Origin of the sequence: Gilliamella sp. GillExp13, assembly GCF_001690815.1 — a bacterium.
Classification (GTDB): domain Bacteria; phylum Pseudomonadota; class Gammaproteobacteria; order Enterobacterales; family Orbaceae; genus Gilliamella; species Gilliamella bombi.
On the sequence record NZ_LZHJ01000146.1, the window covers coordinates 1 to 22,176 of the forward strand.

Consider the following 22,176-nt stretch of genomic DNA (forward strand, 5'->3'; position numbering starts at 1 on the left):
GACGCCGAATAGGTCGAATCATGGCGAAAAATGGCTGGGTTTCGAAATACACCTGTAAAAAATATTGTATTCATACAGAAAAAAGCAATGAATCGCCGGTGGGGAATGAACTGAATCGAGAATTTAATATAGGTCAACCACGAAAGATATTGGTGACCGATTTAACCTATGTAAGGGTTAAACAACGTTGGCACTACCTTTGTGTAATTGTTGATATCAGTAATCGAGAAATAGTGGGGCGAAGTGCTGGCAGGCATAAAACAGCGGCACTGGTCATGCAAGCTATGAGTCAAATTCCAATGAACTTACAGACGATTGAGTTGTTTCATTCTGATAGAGGAAAAGAGTTTGATAATCATTTGATTGATGAATGTTTAACAGCATTTGGAATTAAACGGTCCTTAAGTCGCAAAGGCTGCCCCTATGATAACGCAATTGCAGAAAGCACATTCAAAGCAGTGAAAAGAGAATTTGTGTCAAATACTATTTTTGATTCACTGGCGCAACTTAAATTGGAATTTAATCACTATGTGGATTGGTTTAATTATAATCGACTTCATTCAACATTAAATTACCAGTCGCCGATTGAATACAAAAGAAATCGATGACCTTATCTTTTTGGTACTAAAAAGTGTGGACATACCAGATACCGACATCGGCCAATAAGCGTTGAATAAATTCAAGGTCACTTTCTTGCCACTGCGTAATAAACTCCCGCTCAGGGTAGCTATCTTTTAGCTCTAAACGGTAATCAATACCCGTTAAACCATGACTGCGTAGCACTTCTTCAACCACACTGACTACGCTTTGATTTTGAAATATCGCATTATGTTTTCCCATAGCCAACCGTGCTAAACACGAAGATAACACCACTTGATAATGGGCTTCATCTTTATTGACCGATAACTGACTAAACTCAGTAATCACCCCATGCAAGGTGCGTTTACTACTCAACGTAGGCAAGTCACTTAATGAGCGGATAGCGGAAGTTAATGGTTTATTGATAACAGGATTAAAGGAGAAGGTCGATTTTTGATTAAGAAAGGAATCAGGCGATAAGGTTTTATCAGTACTGGTAAAAGTAATCACATAACGCCAAGGCTGGTTTAACGACTCATCACCCTCAACATGTAAAACCGAAATCGCCGCGCCAGCCCGTCAACCGTTAAGGTATAGCGATTATGGCTAACCCCACTCAAACCCGCCATTAAATCCCTAAACCCGTCACCGAGTTGACTTAAAAGACGATTGACATGTTGTTCTCCTCCTTATATCCAATTTTAAAATCAGTCTGTCTATTTTAATTATTTTTTATATCTTATACTCAGCATTACTGAGTTCAAGGAACAGACATCTTATCTAAAAAGCATACACAATTTTAGTGTAAAATTTAATCTTTTTTTTAAATGTTAAATGAATATTGTTTAATATGAATAATTTCTGTTAATTAAGCCAGTAATTGACCGCTACTTAACCTTTTTATTGAATAAGTGATTTAAATAACCTGACTTTTGTTAATGTGTAGAAATTTGTACAACTAAAAATGGCAAGTTAGCTTAAACTGCAACTTATTGACAGCTAGTATATAATATAAAGAATAAACGTAATGTAGAGATAATTTTGATGTCTAGCCAAGATACACCTGCCCAAAATAAAATGTTAATAGACCGTTTTCTAGATTCATTGTGGCTAGAAAGGAACTTAGCTGAAAATACCATTGCTTCTTATAGACTTGATTTGTTGGCACTAAGTCAATCTTTACAACAACAAAATGTCACATTCCTAACAACTCAAACGTTTAATTTACAAAACTTTTTAATGCAACGAGTAGAAGATGGGTATAAAGCAAGTAGTTCAGCACGTTTGCTTAGTGCAACTAAACGTTTTTTTCAGTATTTATATCAAGAAAATTATCGCACTGATGATCCCTCTGCAGTATTATCATCCCCCAAACTTCCTAAAAAATTACCTAAAGACTTAACTGAATCGCAAGTCGATGCGCTACTAGAGTCGCCAAGCATAGAAGATCCCATTGAACTTAGGGATAAAGCGATGTTGGAAGTACTTTATGCCACTGGTTTACGCGTATCTGAATTAGTAAATTTAGAAATTAGCGATGTTAGCTTACGTCAAGGTGTAGTAAGAGTAATTGGTAAAGGTAATAAAGAACGCTTAGTCCCACTTGGAGAAGAAGCAATTTATTGGCTTGAATATTATTTTAAATATGCCAGAAATGATCTTTTAAAAAATGGACCTATTGATGTGCTTTTTCCAAGCCGATTAGGAAAAAAAATGACACGACAGACTTTCTGGCATCGAATTAAATATTATGCCATACTAACTGGTATAAATATTGATGCACTTTCTCCTCATGTGCTTCGACATGCTTTTGCAACACATCTTCTTAATCACGGAGCGGATTTGCGCGTCGTTCAAATGTTGCTTGGGCATAGCAGTTTATCAACTACACAAATTTATACACATGTTGCAACGGAAAGGTTAAAACAGTTACATAGTAAACATCATCCTCGAGCATAGGATTGACAAAAATAAGGATAATTGAATGAAAAAATTAGTTATATGTTTAGGCTTAGCGTTAATTTCAAGTTCAGTATTAGCAAGTAATAATGAAATTGCAAAATCTTTAGATAAATTCGGTTACGATAGCAAAGAATCAAAAATTTTTGATAGTCCAATTAAAGATTTTAAAAGCGTTAGCACGCCAGAAGGTATTGTATATGTTACTAAAGATGGTAAATACTTAATTCAAGGTTCTATTTTTGATTTACAAGGTGATGAACCAGAAAACATTGCTAACAGCATCAATCTTAGCCTAATAAAATCAATTGAAAAAGATGCCATTATTTATAAAGCTAAAAATGAAAAATACATTATTTCAGTATTTACTGATTATACTTGCCATTACTGTAAACTACTACATGAAAATATTGATAAGTATTTAGAAGCAGGTATTTCAGTTCACTATTTCGCATTCCCTCGTGCAGGTGCTGACAGTGATGTTGGCAAAAACATGCAATCTATTTGGAGCATGGCTGATCGCAAAGCTGCATTTGACAATGCATATAAAGGAAATACAATTTCGCCAGCAAGCAGTATGATACCTTATGTAACACAACAATTTAACGTCGGTAAAAAGTTAGGGATTGGCGGCACACCTGCAATTGTCTTACCTAACGGCCAACTTGTTTCAGGTTACGTGCCTGCAGATAAACTAATTGAATTTCTTGATCACAAAAACTAAATAAAAATTAGCAGTTATTGTTGCTAAAATGTAAATATAAAATGAAAACACATGTTAGCGCAAATGCGCTAACATATAAATTATGAAAAAAAGTAAATTAAAACATCGCAAATTACCTGAAGTACTTCCAGAATTTTCTGATGATATTCCGTTATTATTACAACGGATTTATGCATTGCGTGGTGTTACTAGCATGCAAGATCTTGATTACACCACACGCAATCTATGTAATTACAATAAACTAGATGGTATTGAAAAGGCAGTCGAAATTCTTTATTCAGTAATGAAAAATAATCAGCAAATCATGATTGTTGGTGATTTTGATACTGATGGTGCCACCAGTACTGCTTTAACCGTCAGAGCCTTAAAAAATATGGGGTACCAATTTGTTGATTATATCATTCCTGATCGCTTTAATGATGGATATGGATTAAGTGTTTCGATTGTTAAAAAAGCCATTTTACAAAATGCACAACTTATTATTACCGTTGACAATGGAATATCTGCTATTGAAGCTGTCGATTTTGCTAAGCAATCTGGATTGTCAGTCATTATTACTGATCACCATTTATGTCCTGAATTACTACCTAATGCCGACGCCATAATCAATCCTAATTTACCTAATTGTACATTTCCATCTAAGCATTTAGCTGGGGTGGGTGTAGCTTTTTACTTTATGTTGGCTTTACGTGCAAAATTACGGCAAGAAAAGTGGTTCTCCAACAATAAGTTAGCTGAATATAATATAGCAAATTTATTAGATCTAGTTGCTTTAGGCACTATTGCTGACGTGGTTAGACTTGATCATAACAACCGTATTTTAGTTCATCAAGGCATAAACAGAATACGAGCAGGTTATTGTTGTGATGGCATCAAAGCTTTATTACAGGTATCTAAAAAAGATCCTATTAATCTTACATCTACTGATTTAGCTTTTTATATAGCGCCACGATTAAATGCAGCAGGTAGAATGGACAATATGTCATTGGGAGTTGAATTACTACTTTGTGATAATTATGATTCAGCAATCAACAAAGCTATGGATTTGGATAATCTCAATAGTGAGCGAAAGTTAATTGAGCAAATGATGCATAAAGAGGCTTTATCATTCATTCAAGAAATTGAAAAACAAAATATCACAATTCCTAATTTACTCGTGTTTCATCATCCAGAATGGCATCAAGGCATTATTGGGATCTTATCTTCACGTTTAAAAGATAAATATCATCGACCAGTCATATCTTTCGCTTCAACAGAAGATGGTTTTCTAAAGGGTTCAGGACGTTCAATTAAAGGCGTTCATTTACGCGATCTTCTTGATGAATTAAATCAGAAAAATCCTGATCTAATAATCAGTTTTGGAGGTCACGCAATGGCTATTGGGTTAACTATTCGAGAAAAAGATTTAGGACGTTTTAAAAATAATTTTGAAACACTTTTAAATGAACGCGTAGAACCTGATTTGCTAGAACCAATTATTGAAACTGATGGCGGAATAGATAGCCAAGATCTTACTTACGAAATAGCTAAACGATTAAAAGAATCAGGACCATGGGGAGAAGGATTCTATACTCCCATTTTTGACGGTGAATTCATTATTCATCAACAGCGATTATTTTCAGATAAACACCTAAAACTAGTGTTAGAACCTCAAAACGGTGGTTCACTTATTGAAGGGATATTTTTTAATGTAAATAAACAACTATGGCCAGATAACTTGATAAAAAATGTGAAAATAGTTTACCATTTAGATGTAGATGAATTTCGTGGTAACCAAGCTCCACTATTAATGGTTAAACATCTATGGCCTCTCGCATAAACAATCAGAATCGATTATAATTACAAGGTTGCTCTGAATTTACATCTGTTTACCAATCAAATAAGCAATGGTTACCCAATACTATCGATATAAAGTTTATACAATGTTAAGGATTCAAAATGCATATTCATATTCTTGGAATTTGTGGCACATTTATGGCAGGGATTGCTTTGATAGCTCGCTCTCTAGGTCATAAGGTAACGGGTTCAGATAAAAATGTTTACCCACCAATGAGCACACTTTTACAAAAAGAACACATTGATATTATTGAAGGATATGATCCATCACAACTGATATCAAAACCTGATTTGGTCATTATTGGCAATGCGCTATCAAGAGGTAACCCTTGTGTAGAATATCTTTTAGATAATAACATTCCTTATATTTCAGCTCCTCAATGGTTACACGACAATGTATTGCGAGATCGTTGGGTCATAGCTATTGCTGGAACTCATGGTAAAACTACAACTGCGGGTATGGTCAATTGGATTTTAGAAAAGCAAGATTATAAGCAAGGATTCGTTATTGGTGGTGTACCGGGTAATTTTGATGTATCAGCAAGATTAGGTGAAAGCAATTATTTTGTTATAGAAGCAGATGAATATGATTGCTCGTTCTTTGATAAACGTTCAAAATTCATGCACTACTGCCCCAAAACACTTATCATGAATAATCTAGAATTTGATCATGCAGATATTTTTGATGATCTCAGTTCTATTCAAAAACAATTTCACCATTTGGTTCGTTTAGTGCCCAGTAATGGATTAATTATCACACCACAAGAGGATGTAAATTTAAAACAAGTATTAGCTAAAGGTTGCTGGAGTAAAAAAATATTTACAGAATCAGAAAACGGCTGGCTAGCACAACGTATGAATAATGATGCGAGTCATTTTGCGGTTTACTTTAACAATAAAAAAGTGGGTGAAGTAAAATATTCATTAGTTGGCGAACATAATATGCATAACGCACTAATGGCAATTGCTGCCGCCCATAATGTAGGTATTGATCCTGTTGATGCTTGTTTAGCACTAAGTTCTTTTGTCAATGCTAAAAGACGGTTAGAACTTTATGGTGAAGTTAATAATATTGAAATCTATGATGACTTTGCCCACCACCCAACTGCAATTTTAGCCACATTAGAAGCATTACGCAGTAAAATAGGAGCTAATCGTCGCATTCTAGCCGTACTTGAACCACGCTCAAATACGATGAAATTAGGAGTATCTAAAGATGAACTAGCCCCATCACTTGGTCGAGCTGATGAAATTTTTATATTCCAACCAGAACAACTACCTTGGCTAGTGGCTGATGTGGTTGATGCTTGTATTCAACCCGCTTACTGGAGTGGTGATATCGATTTGTTGGTTGAAATGATCACAAAATCAGCTAAACCAACCGATGCAATTTTAATTATGAGTAATGGCGGCTTTAATGGTATCCATAAAAAGATTTTAGAAAACTTAAAGAAGAAACAAATAAAAAACTAAGAACAATAACCGCTAGTCTAAAAATAATATAAATAGCAATATGATATATGCCACATCATGTGGCATATCAAACAAAAAGAACATTTCATGAATGAAACTACCGACATGATTGCTATGCTATGTCGCAGAATAAAATTAGCCAGAATTGAGAAAAATTTATCCCAACTAGAACTTGCGCAAAAATCCGAAATAGGCATTGCAACAATAAAACGTATTGAACAAGGCGAATCAATTACATTACAAACATTAATTTCTGTCCTTCGTGGATTAGGAGAACTTGATCAACTTAATAATTTACTTGCCTATAACGAAGTTATCCATATTGCCTCAGCAAAACAACCAAAACGAAAAAGAAAACAACGAAAAGTAAAAACTGAACGGGTAGATGTACTAACAGAAAATGATTTCTTGCGCTCTAAAGTTAACACCATGCACTGGAAACATTAAATACAATCTAATGTTTCGCCGATTTTGCAATCGGCGAATTCGACAGAAAAATAGCAACAACCTAATTACAATGAACCGTAATTGCTAGCCCTCCACGCGACGTTTCTCGATATTTTGCATTCATATCCTTTCCTGTTTCATACATCGTTTTAATAACTTTATCTAAAGATACTTTTGCTGCAGTAATTCGTCTTAAAGCCATTCTTGTCGCATTTATCGATTTTACTGCGGCAATGGCATTGCGCTCAATACAAGGAACCTGAACTTGGCCTGCAACTGGATCACAAGTCAATCCTAAGTTATGCTCCATTGCTATTTCTGCCGCCATGCATACTTGTTGAGGATTACCGCCTAAAAGCTCAGCAAGTCCTGCCGCAGCCATAGAACAAGCAACGCCAACTTCCCCTTGACATCCCACTTCTGCACCAGAAATAGAGGCATTTATTTGATAAAGTTGTCCTATTGCGCCACAAGTTAGAAAGAAACGAATATAAATATCAGGTGTAACTGGATTAATAAATTTATCATAATAAGCAAGCACAGCAGGTATAATGCCACATGCACCATTTGTTGGCGCAGTAACTACCCGTCCTCCTGCTGCATTTTCCTCACTAACTGCAAGCGCAAACATATTTACCCAATCAATAATCACCATTGGATCACTAATAATTTTATCTTTAGTGGTAGACAATTGACGGTATAACGAAAACGCACGGCGAGGAACTTTAAGTGGTCCTGGTAATAGCCCTTCTGTATTCATGCCTCGTTTGATACATTCCAAAATAGTTTGCCCTACGCGAGAAAAATAGGATTCAATTTCTTCATAAGAGTGTATTTGCAACTCATTTTTCATCATAATACTAGAAATTGATAATGAGTTATCTTCACAATGTTTTAATAATTGCTCAGCTGAAGCAAATGGATAAGGAAATTTTACTGAATCCTGCTCTTGTTGACCAAACTGCTCTTCTTCAACAATCTGACCACCGCCAACAGAATAATAAGTTTTCTGAAAAACTAATTTATCGCCGCTATATGCACTCAAAGTAATACCATTTTCATGTAATGGTAAAAATTTAGAATGAAACACCATACAACTTTCCAACGGAAAATCGATTTCATAACGATCATTGTAAATAGATAACCGCTGAGTTTGGCTAAGTTTTTCGATAACACTTGGAATACTATCAATATCAACAGAATCAGGTTTTTCGCCAGCTAATCCCATAATAATAGCAATATCTGTTTGATGACCTTTGCCTGTTAACGACAAAGAGCCATAAACATCAGCCACAATTTTTGTTACTGACGCCATCATGTTATTACTGATTAGCTGATCTATGAATGCCTTCCCTGCCCTCATTGGTCCTACTGTATGTGAGCTTGAAGGTCCAATGCCAATTTTAAATATTTCAAATACCGAACTCATATTTTTCCCTTTTGATGCAAAACTTAAATTAATACTGCTATCCTAGTGATATCTTTACGAATTAACTTTTGCTAATAAAATAGCCAATAATCATCTTGCCACTTACCTCATACTGATACCTAGGTATCACTTTTGAGATTATGAAAATAAGTTTTAATACCCATTAATAGTTAATTCTTGCTATATCGGTAGATTATTTTACTAGTAGCTGTATTTACCTACCAACGAATGCCAGTAGGTTTTATATATTAAATAAACAAGTAAGTGGTAATTACCCATGAATTAAATTTTTATAATAAATTATAGATAGCGGCTGAAATTGCAACTAATCCCATAACAACAATAAACACATTACTTAACCTTCCTTTATATTTTGCTAGTACAGGTAATTTATGAATTGCATACATTGGCATTAAAAACAACAACACAGCTAAAATTGGGCCACCAAGTGATTCAATAAGGCCTAAAATACTTGGATTTAATGTTGCAACCCCCCAAGCAGTTACAAACATAAAGGCAATAGCTAATTTATCAAGTTTGTTTTCTGAAATTGTTTTATTACGGCTACGCAAAAATTTATTAACAACACCATTAAACCCTTCTTTACCACCTAGATAGTGACCTAAAAACGATTTAGCCATTGCAATAAATGCAATTGGAGGACCAATATACTCAATAACAGGTGAATTAAATCGATTAGCCAAATATGACAACGTTGAGATATTTTGAGCTTTTGCATCTAAAAGTTCAGCAGGCGACAAGCAAAGCGCACAACTAAAAACAAAAAACATCACTGTTACAACCATCATGATATTGCTTGCTGCAATAATTCTAGTACATTTAGGTTCAGCATAAACGTCACCATATTCTTTACGTTTAGCTACCGCTAAAGATGAAATAATTGGTGAATGATTAAAAGCAAAAACCATAACAGGAATAACTAACCAAAGTGTCATTAAAATACTTTGTCCTCTATCACTATTACCAAAAGACAAATTGGTAAAAATCTCACCATTCCACTCAGGAATTAAAAATAACGCTAAAATCATTAAAACTGCAATAAATGGAAAAACTAATATTGACATAACTTTAACAATAAGTTCTTCGCCAAAGTGAACAATTGACATTAAAAATGCAACTAAAATAAATGAAAGTAAAGCTCGTGGTAATGACTCCATTCCTAATTGATGAACCATAAAGCTATCTACTGTATTTGTAATACCAACGCTATATACTAATAATATTGGGTAAATTGCAAAAAAATAAAGTACAGTTATCCAGTTTCCTGCTGTGCGACCAAAAGCCTCTTCAACAACAACGGTAATATCGCCATCGCGACTTTTACCTGATAATACAAATCGACACAACGCTTGATGAGCAAAAAATGTCATAGGAAAAGCAAGAACCAACATAACTAGCAACGGAATTAACCCACCGACACCAGCATTAATTGGTAGAAAAAGTACTCCAGCACCAATTGCTGTACCATAAAGGCTAAGCATCCATAACGTATCACTTTTTCGCCATTTAGGTAATTTTGATTCTTTACATGAATCTATTACATTTTCGTTAGTCATTAACGTACTCATTTTGAACTACTCCTCAATCTAAAATTCTGCGCATATGATATCAATTTAATAACTTTTACAAAGTGATCTTTATCACACAAACAACAAAAAATTAAATATAATCAACATGATGAAAATATCCAATTTGATACCTAGCAAAATAAAAATTAATAAAGTATTAATATTGATACAAAAAGTAAAACATACTGCCATTCTATAGCCAAATAATCTGTATTTAGCGACTATAATTTAAAAACATACTTTATTAATGCTGAGTTGAAGGTATTACAAGAATTCCATATTAAAAATAACAATAAAATTACTTTAGTGTTACGCTTGGTACTGCTAAACTAGCTCACATTTTTATCATACATATTTATAAATAAATTTTTTAGGATAAATTTATGCGAACCAGTAAATATCTTCTTTCTACGTTAAAAGAAACACCTGCTGATGCTGAAGTCATTAGCCATCAATTAATGTTACGTGCAGGCATGATCCGCAAAGTGGCTGCTGGATTATATACCTGGCTTCCCACTGGTTACCGCGTACTTAAAAAAGTAGAAAATATTGTCCGTGAAGAAATGAATAAAGCCGGTGCAATAGAAGTATTAATGCCTGTTGTACAGCCTGCTGATATTTGGCAAGAAAGCGGACGTTGGGAACAATATGGTCCAGAATTATTACGTATTAAAGATCGTGGCGACCGTGATTTTGTTCTAGGCCCAACTCATGAAGAAGTCATTACAGACTTACTACGTAATGAAGTTAGCTCATATAAACAATTACCACTTAACGTGTATCAAATTCAAACCAAATTTCGAGATGAAGTACGCCCTCGCTTTGGTGTGATGCGTTCACGTGAATTTATTATGAAAGATGCATACTCTTTCCATACTACACAAGAATCATTACAAGAAACTTATGATGAGATGTATAAAGCCTATAGCGCAATTTTTACACGTGCAGGTTTAAACTTTAGAGCGGTGCGTGCTGATACAGGATCAATTGGTGGCAACTGGTCACATGAGTTCCAAGTATTAGCCGACAGTGGCGAAGATGATATTGTTTTTTCAACCGAATCTGATTATGCGGCTAACATAGAAATGGCTCAAGCATTAGCACCGACACAAAAACGCACTGAACCTACAAAAGCAATGGAGTTAGTCGATACTCCTAATGCCAAAACTATTGACGAATTAGTCGAGCAATTCAATTTGCCGATTGAAAAAACTGTAAAAACCTTGATGGTTAAAGCCACGAAAGAGAGTGGCCATCAATTAGTAGCTTTACTGGTTCGAGGTGATCATACATTAAACGAAATCAAAGCCGAAAAAATCGATATCGTTGCCTCACCACTAGAATTTGCAACCGAAGAAGAAATCCGTACGATTGTGAATGCAGGGCCAGGCTCATTAGGTCCAATTAACTTAAATATGCCAGTTATTATTGACCGTGACGTGGCTGTGATGAGCGATTTTAGCGCTGGTGCCAATATCGATCATAAACACTATTTTAATATCAATTGGGAACGTGACACTGCTTTACCTCGCATTGACGACATCCGTAATGTGGTTGAAGGAGATCTTAGCCCTGATGGCAAAGGCACATTACAAATTAAACGAGGTATTGAAGTGGGACATATCTTCCAACTTGGCACAAAATATTCACAAGCAATGAAAGCAACAGTCCAAGGTGAAGATGGACAAAACCACGTTATGATTATGGGTTGTTACGGCATTGGAGTAAGCCGAATTGTAGCTGCTGCAATTGAACAATGTCATGACGATCGTGGTATTGTATGGCCAGAAGCGATTGCTCCATTTAGCGTTGTCATTATTCCAATGAACATGCACAAATCCGAAAAAGTTCAAGCAACAGCCGAAAAGCTTTATGCTGATTTACAAGCTGCTGGCATTGAAGTTTTATTTGACGATCGAAAAGAGCGCCCTGGCGTGATGTTTGCTGATGCGGAACTAATCGGGATCCCTCATACTATCGTAATTGGTGAACGCAACCTCGATAATGGAGAAGTGGAATACAAACACCGTTCAGGTGGTGATAAAGTAATGGTGAAAGTTAACAACATCATTGAATTTATCCAAAACCGCCGTCAAAAAGCATAATAAAGCCACTCATAAAAATCAAAATAACAACAACAAATTAATCCAGTTGTTGTTATTTTACCAATTCAAGAATAGGTATTATTATTCGTAACACATGTTACATCAAATAAGTTAAACCTCTAATTATAAATTCAAAGTGATATTGTTATTTTTTTCAGCTAGAATAAATCAACGCAACTCTTATTTTAATTGGTTAGAATAATGTTAAAAAAAACAATCGCATTGATATTATCCACCTCATTATTATTACAAAGTACATCTATCGTTTATGCTGATAATATCAACCTCCCCGATATTGGTACTGCGGCAGCTACAACGCTTAGCATTGGCCAAGAAATTGAAATAGGCGATTATTATATGCGAATGTTACGAGCAAGTGCTCCCATAATAAACGACCCTGTTTTAAACCAATATATTAATGATCTAGGCAAAAAATTAGTATCAAAATCAGAATCAGTAAAAACGCCATTTCATTTTTATATTATGAAAAGTGACGTACTTAACGCATTTGCTTTTTTTGGTGGGAATGTCGTCATTCATTCTAAACTAATATTAGACACCGACAATGAAAGTCAATTAGCCTCTGTTATATCTCATGAAATTGGCCATGTCACCCAACGCCATTTAGCCAGAGCAATGGAAAACCAAAACCGTAATAGCCCTTATGTTTGGGGTGCAACATTAGGCTCTCTACTACTAACATTAGCCAATCCCGAAGCTGGCATGGCGGCGATGACAAGTACCATGGCAGGATCAGCTCAAAATATGATTAGTTTTACGCAAAGTAATGAACAAGAAGCCGATCGTGTTGGTTTAAGAACGCTTGCTAAAGCAGGGTTTGATCCTTATGCTTCATCAGAGTTTCTACAAAAACTTGCCGATCAAAGCCGATTTAGTAGTAAAGCTCCCGAAATTTTACTTACTCACCCATTACCTAACAGCCGATTAACCGATATTCGAAATCGTTCATTGCAATATAGCAAAAAAAATGTATCTCCGTCATTAAACTACTATTTAGCGAAAGCTAGATTGGCCATATTAATGGCTAAAAATAAAAATACCGCAAAGCTATTACTTGAAGATTATAAAAAACTAAACAATGAACAAAGTAAGACAGCTATTATTTATGCTAATGCTTTAGTAGATAATCTAAGTGGAAATAATCAAAAAGCCAAACAACAACTACAGCCATTATTAGATAGTGATCCCAATAATATTTGGTATATTGATTTAATGACTGATATTGATTTAGCGCTCAACAATAGCAGTACTGCAATCACTCGCCTACAAGCAGCATTAAAAAAAGCACCAAATAGTTCTGCATTGCAACTAAACTTAGCTAATGCGTATATAAAAAACAAAAACTATCAACAAGCCGTAAGCTTGTTACATCGCTATACTTTTGACCATAATGATGACTCAAATGGATGGGAATTGCTCGTCACTGCTTACGGAGGATTACATGCAAGAGCAAAAGAAATGAGTGCTAGAGCGGAATTAATTGCATTAGAAGGTCAATTTCAACAATCCATTCAACTACTACAAAATGCTAAGAATCAAACAAAAGGCGATCAGACAATGATTTCTAAAATTGATGCAAGAATTAATCAATTAAAACAGCTACAAAAACGTTATGCAGCTTATAAACGATAATTTTATTAACAAAACCTTCTCGACTAATTATTTACACAACCACTAGTCGAGAAGATAACAAAATACTTATTTATCAACTAAATGATCCACATTATTGAAAAATTTTACAGTAAATATCCCTTCAGATTGATCATTACCTTGCTTATAATTAACCACACTAATGCTAGTATTTAACATTCGAGGAAAATAATCCTCATCACGATGTAAACGCCAATCACCACCATTTAAAACACAAAGTAATATACGTAATACCGTTCCATGTGACACAACCAAAATATTACCCGTATCTTGAGGTGCATTTTTTACAATAGTATTTAACCCCTGCTTCATACGCGAAAGGATATCAAGATAATTTTCACCTTGATTGACCGAAGCATCAAAATTAGCAGGATCTGTCAAATAAGTAGTAAATTCTGGAAACTCCTTTTTCAATTGAGGGACTTTCTTGCCTTCCCAAATGCCAAAATCCATCTCACGCAAATCAGCAAGCTCAAAAGTAGGAATAACTATATTATTTTCTTTAACAATATAATCTCGAGTTTCCATAGCTCGTTGTTGTGTACTTGAGTATGCTTGCATAAAAGGAACATTTTTTAAATGTTGTCCTGTCACTTTAGCACCCAAAATACCTTGATCTGTTAAAGGTGAATTTTGAGAACCTTGCATCTGATCTTTAATATTCCACTGCGTTTGACCATGTCTAATTAAATATAAATTAATATCTTTCATTCGTACTAACTACCTTTTTTATTTTAAGATTCTGTTTTTTCATATTTATCTTTTCTTAGATACGACAAGCAAGCCTGCAAAACATCATCCATTGGTGCATTTAATTGCATCTCTTGCAAACTTTTAGGATGAATAAACCTTACACTTGCTGCATGTAAAAATAAACGATTAAGCTTAGTATCAGCTAATAACGCATCAAATTGTCTATCGCCATAACGATCATCAAAAGCAATTGGATGACTAGCGTATTGAGTATGTATGCGAATTTGGTGTGTACGCCCAGTAACAGGGCTAGCTTTAATCAAAGTGGCAAAATTGAAACGCTCCTCAACTTTAAAGCGCGTTTCAGAAGGTTTACCCTCTTTATCAACCTTCACCACACGCTCACCGCTTTTTAATACATTTTTAAGCAGTGGGGCTTGTATCACTTTACATTCAGAAGGCCAATTCCCCTTAACAAGCGCCAAATAATTTTTTTGCATTTGCTTAAGGCGCAACTGCTCATGTAATGCTTTTAGTGCTGAGCGTTTTTTAGCAATCAATAACACGCCCGATGTTTCGCGATCTATGCGATGCACCAACTCTAAAAATTTCGCTTCAGGTCTTAAGGCGCGTAATCCTTCAATCACGCCAAAACTTAGGCCACTACCGCCATGAACAGCAATACCTGATGGCTTATTAATTGCCAACATTACCTCATCTTCATAGATGATTGCCTTTTCTAAATCAGCGACTTTATTAAGCTTGGTCGAAATTTCTGGTGTAGATTTTTCAGTCATACGAACAGGAGGGATACGAATCTCATCGCCAATGTTTAATTTATATTCAGGTTTAATCCGTTTTTTATTAACACGAACCTCACCCTTTCTTAAAATGCGATAAACCATACTTTTTGGTACACCTTTTAAATAGGTGATTAAAAAGTTATCAATACGCTGTGTCGCATTTTCCTCAGAAATAGTAACAAATGAGACTTGTAGTTTTGTATGTGGAACCGTTGAGTGCATAAGGAATGATTAATCCGCCGTCAATAAATAAAATCGTTTTACATTACTTAAAAATAAACTACACTATCGTAATAAAAATAAGATAGATTATATTCAATATAATTAAAGAAAAAAGATTATAGCGAAATCTGAGGGAATAAAATAGTATGTTATCATTGCTTAATCAATACTCGCAAGCTAGATTGGCTTGGCTCTTATTGTTCTTTTCTACTTTTGCTTTTGAAATAACCGCACTTTATTTTCAACATGGTTTAGGACTAGCGCCTTGTACTCTCTGTATTTATCAGCGTTGCGCTATTTTTGGTATCATGTTGGCGAGCATAGTTGGAATAATTGCCCCTCGCAATGTTATTGTTCGATTGATAGGTATTTTCATTTGGCTTTTTAGCGCCTATAAAGGCTTTTCATTAGCAACATTTCATGCTCATCTACAATTTGAACCTAACCTAAATGACACTTGCTCAATTAACGTACAATTTCCTGCTTGGCTACCATTAGATTCGTGGTTTCCTAGTATGTTTAATGCTTATGGTTCATGCGCCGATAAAATTTGGACATTTCTAACAATTGAAATGTCACAATGGATGATTATTATCTTTGCTTGCTATCTTATTGTTGGTTTAGCTGTATTAATATCTCAGGTATTTCTATCCTCAAAAAACTCAATCTGGAGTAAATAACTTTATTTATAAAACTGGCACTTTTCGTTGAGTTTGTTAGAATGTGTGACAATTTTATTTTACAAAACGTCACACATAAATGCTTTTGGAATACCACCCACCTATTGAACCTTGGCTATCAATTTTGCATCAGGACGACCATATTGTGGTTGTAAATAAACAACCGGGTATTTTGTCGGTTTCAGGCAATAAACCTCAATTTATTGATAGTATTATTCACCGATTACAACAAAAATATAGCTACGTTGAATCCGTGCATCGGTTAGATATGGCGACCAGTGGTATCATGGTTGCCGCACTTTCTAAACTCGCCGATCGAGAGATAAAAAAACAGTTTCGTGAACGTATTCCTAAAAAAAACTATATTGCTGTTGTGCATGGGCATCTTGAACAAGATTCTGGTCGTGTTGAATTACCACTAATTTGTGATTGGCCCAATCGACCAAGGCAAATGGTCGATTTAGAAAATGGCAAACATGCGCTGACAGAATATCAAGTTATTTCACGCAATCCTGACAACACAACTCGAGTGAAATTATTCCCTTTTACTGGGCGATCACATCAATTACGGGTACATATGCAAGCCATTGGTCACCCTATTTTAGGCGATAAATTCTATGCCCACCCTGAAGCCTTTGCTATGTCAAAAAGGTTGCTATTACATGCTCAATTACTAACAATTAACCATCCTAAAACAGGCGAAAGTATGACGTTTAGCTGTGAACCTGATTTTTAAAAAAGCAGGAATATAAAATTAGCAATCGTTATATATAATCTACTCAAATCAGTAACAGATAACCAACTGATATAAAGGAAATTAAAATGCAAAAAATTGTTTTAGCAACGAATAATCAAGGTAAAGTCAATGAATTGCAAGCATTACTCGCTAATGCCGGTTTTGATATTATTGCACAAAGCCAATTTAATGTACCGGATGCCGACGAAACAGGTTTAACATTTATTGAAAATGCACTTTTAAAAGCAAGACATACTGCCAAATTAACTAGACTACCGGCCATTGCTGATGACTCAGGCTTAGCGGTCGATGCACTTGGAGGACAACCTGGGATCTATTCTGCTCGTTATGCTGGTGAACACGGTAACGACAAAAGTAACAATCAAAAATTACTTAAAGCACTACAAAATATCCCAAAAGAAAAACGCACCGCTTATTTTTATTGTGCGTTAGTTTTTATGAGACACGAAAACGACCCTACACCTATCATTTGTTTAGGAAAGTGGGACGGTTTAATTTTAAATGAAGAACAAGGTGATGGGGGATTTGGCTATGATCCACTTTTTTATGTACCAAAACTGGGGTGCACCGCAGCACAGCTAACAAAAGAACAAAAAAGCCAAATATCACATCGAGGTCAAGCTCTAAAACAATTGATTGAAAAAATTAAAACTGCTTAGCAAACTTATTTATACTCGAAATTGCATATCAAGAAGTAAACAGTATATACTTAATACATTAATGATATTGGAGTTAATATTGTGATTATAATGATAGTAAGTGGTCGCTCTGGATCGGGAAAATCAATCGCCCTACGCGCTCTAGAAGATATGGGATTTTATTGTGTTGATAATATCCCAGTTGCTTTATTACCTCAATTAGCCAACTCATTAAAAAACCACAACACTCCAGTTGCTGTTAGCATTGATATTCGAAATTTGCCGGAACAATTTGATTTTAATAACGATATATTTCAACGTTTACCCGAATCGGTGACACCTGAAATACTTTTCCTCGATTGTAGTCGTAATACGTTAATTCGACGCTATAGTGAAACACGACGAATACATCCATTAACCAATCAACACTATTCCCTTGAAGAAGCAATAGATCTTGAAGAAAAATATCTAGAACCTTTAAAATCAAACGCAAGCCTAGTTATAAATACCGATGACCTATCAGTACATGAACTATCAGACATATTAAGATCACGTATTTTAGGTAAAAAAGAGCGTGAATTAACCATTATTTTTGAATCATTTGGCTTTAAACATGGCTTACCCGTTGATGCTGATTTTGTATTTGATGTCAGGTTTTTACCTAACCCGCATTGGGAAGTGAATTTGCGCCCATTAACAGGATTAGATGAGCCGGTAAAAGAATATTTATTACAACACAATGAAGTATCCAATTTTATCTATCAGACTGCCAATTACTTAAATCAATGGCTACCTTTATTAGAAAAAAACAACCGCAGTTACTTAACCATTGCTATTGGATGTACTGGTGGTCAACATCGCTCTGTTTTCATTGCTGAACAATTGGCCTCATTTTTTAAAGCACAAAACAAACAAGTAAAAATTCGCCACCGAACTTTAGAAAAAAAGTAATGACTATTCTTCTTCAATTTTAAAATTCGATATTTCCTCAATGCGTTTTTTACATTTTCCAAAAATGTCTTTTAGTGTAGTTTTATGATTAACTGAAGCTGGTATTGCCGTAATTAATTGACTTATCTTAACCAGTTCAATATCTGAAGGTAAATTTGCAAGCTTCTGTTTTAATATATTAATCGTTTGTGGATGTGGATGGCCAATAACAATAGCAACACCATTTTTTCGAGCCAATTTTACAGCCAAATCAAATTGCAAGCTAATAGCACTTTCTTTTTGTTGAGCATCTAAAAATACATCACGCGTTAATACTGGGATGTTATAGTAGCTAGCAGCTTTTTTTATTTGAGTCTTACCGATTGTTTTACTATCTAAAAAAAACATCGAATATTGACTTAATGCTTTCATAACTTTTATCATACCAGTAAGATCTGATGTCATCAAACTTCCCATATGATTATTAGCTCCAATGGCATAAGGCACTCGTTCAACAGCATTTTTCACTATTCGGTTCACTTCAGCTTCATCCATAGAAAGAAATAGAGTGTCTTTTTCCAGAGGCTGTTTACCTAATGGAACCATAGGTAAGTGAATTAACACATCATTACCATTATTATGGGCTATAGTTGCAATACGTTTAGCATTAGGCGAATTTGGTAAAACTGCAATAGTAATATTAGGAGAAAATGAAATTATTTGCTCTTCATTATGTTGGCGATAGCCAAAATCATCAATAACTATTGCAAGTTTTGCAGCCCATACATAGTTGGAATTTAACGCCAAGAAAATGATAAAAAAAAGGTTAATAAAACGACGCATTACTTTAACCACTCTCTCGGATCAAGTGCCTTACCATCACGGCGAATCTCAAAATATAAAGCAGATATGTTTTTCCCACCACTTGAACCAACCAATGCAATAGGTTGTTCAATATGAATCTTATCACCCACCTCAACTAAAATACGTTGGTTATAACCATATAAACTCATATCACCTTTACCATGATCTAATGCAACAACAAAACCATAACCTTGTAACCAACTTGCCAAGATGACCCGTCCATCGGCAATGGCTTTAACTTGAGCACCATCTGTAGCATTAATCACCATCCCTTTCCAACGTAGCTCACCTTGGAGTGATTCTCCAAATTGATGCACAATATTACCATTCACTGGCCAATTAAACTGATGCTGTGGCTTACCAATACCACTTACGCGAGCCATTAATGCTAGCTCATCAGGATTAGGAGTATAACGAGAATTATTCTGCTTTTCTTCAATATATTTTGCTTGTTTTGCTTCTTCTTCTGCAATACGTCTATTTTTACGTTCAGCTTGAGCAATTTTAGCCTGTAGTTTAGCTTCATTATTACGCAAATCGGTTAATTTTTGTTGATTTAATTGCATCAATGATTCAAGAGAAGTTATCGTGTTTTGTCGATTTTGACGTTTTTTTTCAAGTCCTACTTGTTGTTCTTTCTGTCTAATTTGTAATTCTTTATGCAAAGCTTGTTTCTTTTGTAACTCAATTCTCTTCTCGGTCAATTGGGTTTGAGTATCTTGAAGATTGTGAATTTGCTGTTGCCGTGCTTGATTAATATAGCGGTAATAAGCAATTATACGATCATTACGTTCGCTTTTTTCGCCCGAAAAAATTAACTCCAAACCAGTTGTTTTGCCTAGTTTAAATGCACTTTCGAGCTGCTTTGATAATATAATTCTTTGATGTTTTTGTTTTATAGTTAATATATCAACTTGTTCAATCAAATTGTTGATTTCTTGATCGAGTTTCTTAAGTGATAAATCATTCTTTTCAATTGAGGTTAAAAGATTAGCTATTTTGGTTTCTTGTTCTTTAAGATTATTGACTAACTTATTACGCTCTTCTTTTTGTTGTGCTAAACGCTTTTCTTGTTCTTCAATAGCGTGACGTAAAGATTGAAGTTGCTGATTATCGTTAGCATATAAAAAACTAATCTTTATTAATCCAACAAAAACAATAACAATAATTTTCTGATAAACAGACATGGCGTTTATATTTATGATTTATAACCAAACAATAATGATAGTACCACTATACCGATAAATAGGCCAAGATGCAAAATGAAACCCATACACAAAGTAGGATGATTTGTTTTTTAGATAAAAAATTAGTGTGTTTTGTATCTCATTTCTGAACGGAAAAATGGTTGTAAAGGAAAAGAGTTTGATAATCATTTGATTGATGAATGTTTAACAGTATTTGGAATTAAACGGTCATTAAGTCGCAAAGGTTGTTCTTATGATAACGCAATTGCAGAAAGCATATTTAAAGCAGTGAAAACAGATTTTGTGTCGAATATTATTTTTGATTCACTGGCGCAACTTAAATTGGAATTTAATCACTATGTGGGTTGGTTTAATTATAATCGACTTCATTCAACATTAAATTACCCGTCGCCGATTGAATACAAGAGAAATCGATGACCTTATCTTTTGGGTACTAAAAAGTGTGGACATACCAGACATCATTTCCACAATACGTCGTTCTAACGTACCCTTATTAAATATCCGATAAGGTGGAATTTGATTTTTAGTCATAAATTTTTTATTTCTTGTAAAATTGAATATGGTTATTAATAAATTAGAATCATTTTTTGGACATAACTTTCATATTTGTCCTTCCACTCCATTATTTTATGTTCAGACCATTTTTCTTAATTTTTATATAGATATAAAAAAATTATTCCTCAACATTGATAGTATAAGTTTTTTTGAAATGACCACCTGGACACATTGTTCCATAGGTATATCCTATTAATTCTATACTAATTGTTCCGTTCACTTTAGGCGTTCCTTTTATGGTAAGATTATTATATGAATTATGTATATCGAAATAGGATGGTGATAGTTCAAGCCCTGAATTTTCAGGTTCAATATGATAGAAAAAAAAATCATTTGGAACTATACCGCCATTAATATTTATTTCAGCATAATAAGGTTTACCGAAAAAGGCATTGGGTAAAGATTTTGGTAGTACTTCAATTTTTTGTCTACAAAAACATCCCATAAGTGAAAGAACTAAAAATAAGTTAACGATTAACATTAAATAATATCGTGATTTTTTCATATGGTTTATTGCGATTAATTGAATTTTTATTAAAAATAAGTGTGTCTTAAACATTTTACCATTTATCTTGTTGCCATATATGTTTTATTTAAGGAATTTTACTTACCACCATAGCTGCGAAGGAGTATTGCATAACTTCTTCCAAAGTTCTGCCTGAAGCCAACTGGTTGTATACCTCGCCCCATGAAAATAGTTCAAGCTGAACCTTTTCATTTATTGCAGTTTGTTCTGTTATTTCCAGACCATTGTGTAATTTTAATTTATCAGTTCAAACTACCTAGATTACACCATGAAGTGCAATTCTTCTTAGCTCCTTAGAATAAAAATCGGCAGGGCTTTTAAACTTATGCCGTTTTCTTGGGCGTGTGTTCAATAGATATTGAATTTTCTTTATCTGTTTGTCGTCAACTACTGAAATGGCCGCTGACTTAGGTATAAACTGACGTATTAAGCCATTGGTGTTTTCATTTGTGCCTCTTTGCCAGCTTTTATAAGGCTCCGCAAAGTAC

The 22,176-nt window shown here is 34.5% G+C and carries 22 protein-coding genes; 13 read left to right on the forward strand and 9 right to left on the reverse strand.

The features are described from left to right. Positions 1-608 (forward strand): IS3 family transposase (locus A9G37_RS10110; RefSeq protein WP_065574322.1); only part of this gene is annotated, 608 nt, incomplete at its 5' end. Between the two features lie 16 nt (positions 609-624). Here the strand turns inward: A9G37_RS10110 and vgrG are convergent. Continuing rightward, positions 625-1,143, reverse strand: coding sequence for a type VI secretion system tip protein VgrG (vgrG, locus tag A9G37_RS10115; RefSeq protein ID WP_081297728.1), 519 nt, complete (start codon positions 1,141-1,143; stop codon positions 625-627). A gap of 480 nt (positions 1,144-1,623) precedes the next feature. On the opposite strand from vgrG, the gene xerD reads away from it, so the two are divergent. The 5 genes from xerD (at position 1,624) to A9G37_RS10140 (ending at position 7,018) form a co-directional block, all read left to right on the forward strand. Further along, positions 1,624-2,538: a site-specific tyrosine recombinase XerD gene (xerD, locus tag A9G37_RS10120; protein WP_065575421.1), complete on the forward strand. Its 915-nt coding sequence runs from the start codon at positions 1,624-1,626 to the stop codon at positions 2,536-2,538. Positions 2,539-2,563: 25 nt separating this feature from the next. Beyond that, complete coding sequence (dsbC, locus tag A9G37_RS10125) at positions 2,564-3,262, forward strand: bifunctional protein-disulfide isomerase/oxidoreductase DsbC (protein WP_065575422.1); 699 nt, start codon at positions 2,564-2,566, stop codon at positions 3,260-3,262. Between the two features lie 82 nt (positions 3,263-3,344). Next, positions 3,345-5,081 carry a single-stranded-DNA-specific exonuclease RecJ gene (gene recJ / locus A9G37_RS10130; RefSeq protein ID WP_065575423.1) on the forward strand — a complete coding sequence of 579 codons (1,737 nt, stop codon included), beginning with the start codon at positions 3,345-3,347 and terminating at the stop codon, positions 5,079-5,081. A gap of 119 nt (positions 5,082-5,200) precedes the next feature. Further along, entirely contained in the window at positions 5,201-6,571 is a 1,371-nt protein-coding gene (mpl, locus tag A9G37_RS10135; RefSeq protein ID WP_065575424.1) for a UDP-N-acetylmuramate:L-alanyl-gamma-D-glutamyl-meso-diaminopimelate ligase, read from the forward strand. 87 nt (positions 6,572-6,658) lie between these two features. Then, positions 6,659-7,018 carry a helix-turn-helix domain-containing protein gene (locus A9G37_RS10140; protein WP_065575425.1) on the forward strand — a complete coding sequence of 120 codons (360 nt, stop codon included), beginning with the start codon at positions 6,659-6,661 and terminating at the stop codon, positions 7,016-7,018. Positions 7,019-7,079: 61 nt separating this feature from the next. On the opposite strand, the gene A9G37_RS10145 is transcribed toward A9G37_RS10140, so the two are convergent. Then, positions 7,080-8,447, reverse strand: a complete 1,368-nt coding sequence (locus tag A9G37_RS10145; protein ID WP_065575426.1) for an L-serine ammonia-lyase — start codon at positions 8,445-8,447, stop codon at positions 7,080-7,082. Between the two features lie 290 nt (positions 8,448-8,737). Next, positions 8,738-10,036: a serine/threonine transporter gene (locus tag A9G37_RS10150; RefSeq protein ID WP_081297730.1), complete on the reverse strand. Its 1,299-nt coding sequence runs from the start codon at positions 10,034-10,036 to the stop codon at positions 8,738-8,740. Positions 10,037-10,419: 383 nt separating this feature from the next. On the opposite strand from A9G37_RS10150, the gene proS reads away from it, so the two are divergent. Both proS and A9G37_RS10160 read left to right on the forward strand, forming a co-directional pair. Beyond that, positions 10,420-12,141, forward strand: a complete 1,722-nt coding sequence (gene proS / locus A9G37_RS10155; RefSeq protein WP_065575427.1) for a proline--tRNA ligase — start codon at positions 10,420-10,422, stop codon at positions 12,139-12,141. A 201-nt stretch (positions 12,142-12,342) separates the two neighbouring features. Further along, the gene (locus A9G37_RS10160; protein WP_065575428.1) at positions 12,343-13,794 is read left to right on the forward strand and encodes a beta-barrel assembly-enhancing protease; all 1,452 of its coding nucleotides are present in this window, start codon (positions 12,343-12,345) and stop codon (positions 13,792-13,794) included. A gap of 66 nt (positions 13,795-13,860) precedes the next feature. Here the strand turns inward: A9G37_RS10160 and A9G37_RS10165 are convergent, their stop codons facing one another. Both A9G37_RS10165 and rluC read right to left on the reverse strand, forming a co-directional pair. Beyond that, positions 13,861-14,523 carry a histidine phosphatase family protein gene (locus A9G37_RS10165; protein WP_065575429.1) on the reverse strand — a complete coding sequence of 221 codons (663 nt, stop codon included), beginning with the start codon at positions 14,521-14,523 and terminating at the stop codon, positions 13,861-13,863. A gap of 23 nt (positions 14,524-14,546) precedes the next feature. Beyond that, positions 14,547-15,530, reverse strand: coding sequence for a 23S rRNA pseudouridine(955/2504/2580) synthase RluC (gene rluC / locus A9G37_RS10170; protein WP_065575430.1), 984 nt, complete (start codon positions 15,528-15,530; stop codon positions 14,547-14,549). 146 nt (positions 15,531-15,676) lie between these two features. Between rluC and dsbB the strand changes: the two genes are divergently transcribed. The 4 genes from dsbB (at position 15,677) to rapZ (ending at position 18,556) form a co-directional block, all read left to right on the forward strand. Then, entirely contained in the window at positions 15,677-16,210 is a 534-nt protein-coding gene (dsbB, locus tag A9G37_RS10175; RefSeq protein ID WP_065575431.1) for a disulfide bond formation protein DsbB, read from the forward strand. A gap of 79 nt (positions 16,211-16,289) precedes the next feature. After that, complete coding sequence (rluA, locus tag A9G37_RS10180) at positions 16,290-16,946, forward strand: bifunctional tRNA pseudouridine(32) synthase/23S rRNA pseudouridine(746) synthase RluA (protein ID WP_065575432.1); 657 nt, start codon at positions 16,290-16,292, stop codon at positions 16,944-16,946. Between the two features lie 86 nt (positions 16,947-17,032). Continuing rightward, positions 17,033-17,626, forward strand: a complete 594-nt coding sequence (locus A9G37_RS10185) for an XTP/dITP diphosphatase (protein ID WP_065575433.1) — start codon at positions 17,033-17,035, stop codon at positions 17,624-17,626. 81 nt (positions 17,627-17,707) lie between these two features. Further along, positions 17,708-18,556, forward strand: a complete 849-nt coding sequence (gene rapZ, locus A9G37_RS10190) for an RNase adapter RapZ (RefSeq protein ID WP_034913961.1) — start codon at positions 17,708-17,710, stop codon at positions 18,554-18,556. A gap of 3 nt (positions 18,557-18,559) precedes the next feature. On the opposite strand, the gene A9G37_RS10195 is transcribed toward rapZ, so the two are convergent. Together A9G37_RS10195 and envC are read right to left on the reverse strand one after the other, a co-directional pair. Then, positions 18,560-19,378: a divergent polysaccharide deacetylase family protein gene (locus A9G37_RS10195; protein ID WP_065575434.1), complete on the reverse strand. Its 819-nt coding sequence runs from the start codon at positions 19,376-19,378 to the stop codon at positions 18,560-18,562. Beyond that, positions 19,378-20,586, reverse strand: coding sequence for a murein hydrolase activator EnvC (gene envC / locus A9G37_RS10200; RefSeq protein WP_065575435.1), 1,209 nt, complete (start codon positions 20,584-20,586; stop codon positions 19,378-19,380). Before envC ends, A9G37_RS10195 begins: the two co-directional genes overlap by 1 nt. A gap of 132 nt (positions 20,587-20,718) precedes the next feature. On the opposite strand from envC, the gene A9G37_RS10205 reads away from it, so the two are divergent. Continuing rightward, positions 20,719-21,024 (forward strand): IS3 family transposase, encoded by a 306-nt coding sequence (locus tag A9G37_RS10205; RefSeq protein ID WP_065575436.1) that lies wholly within the window; start codon positions 20,719-20,721, stop codon positions 21,022-21,024. Between the two features lie 256 nt (positions 21,025-21,280). Here A9G37_RS10205 and A9G37_RS10210 read toward each other — a convergent pair whose 3' ends face one another. Continuing rightward, entirely contained in the window at positions 21,281-21,667 is a 387-nt protein-coding gene (locus A9G37_RS10210) for a hypothetical protein (protein WP_141671175.1), read from the reverse strand. A 277-nt stretch (positions 21,668-21,944) separates the two neighbouring features. Next, the coding region (locus A9G37_RS10215; protein ID WP_141671176.1) for an IS30 family transposase at positions 21,945-22,176 on the reverse strand (232 nt) is incomplete at its 5' end.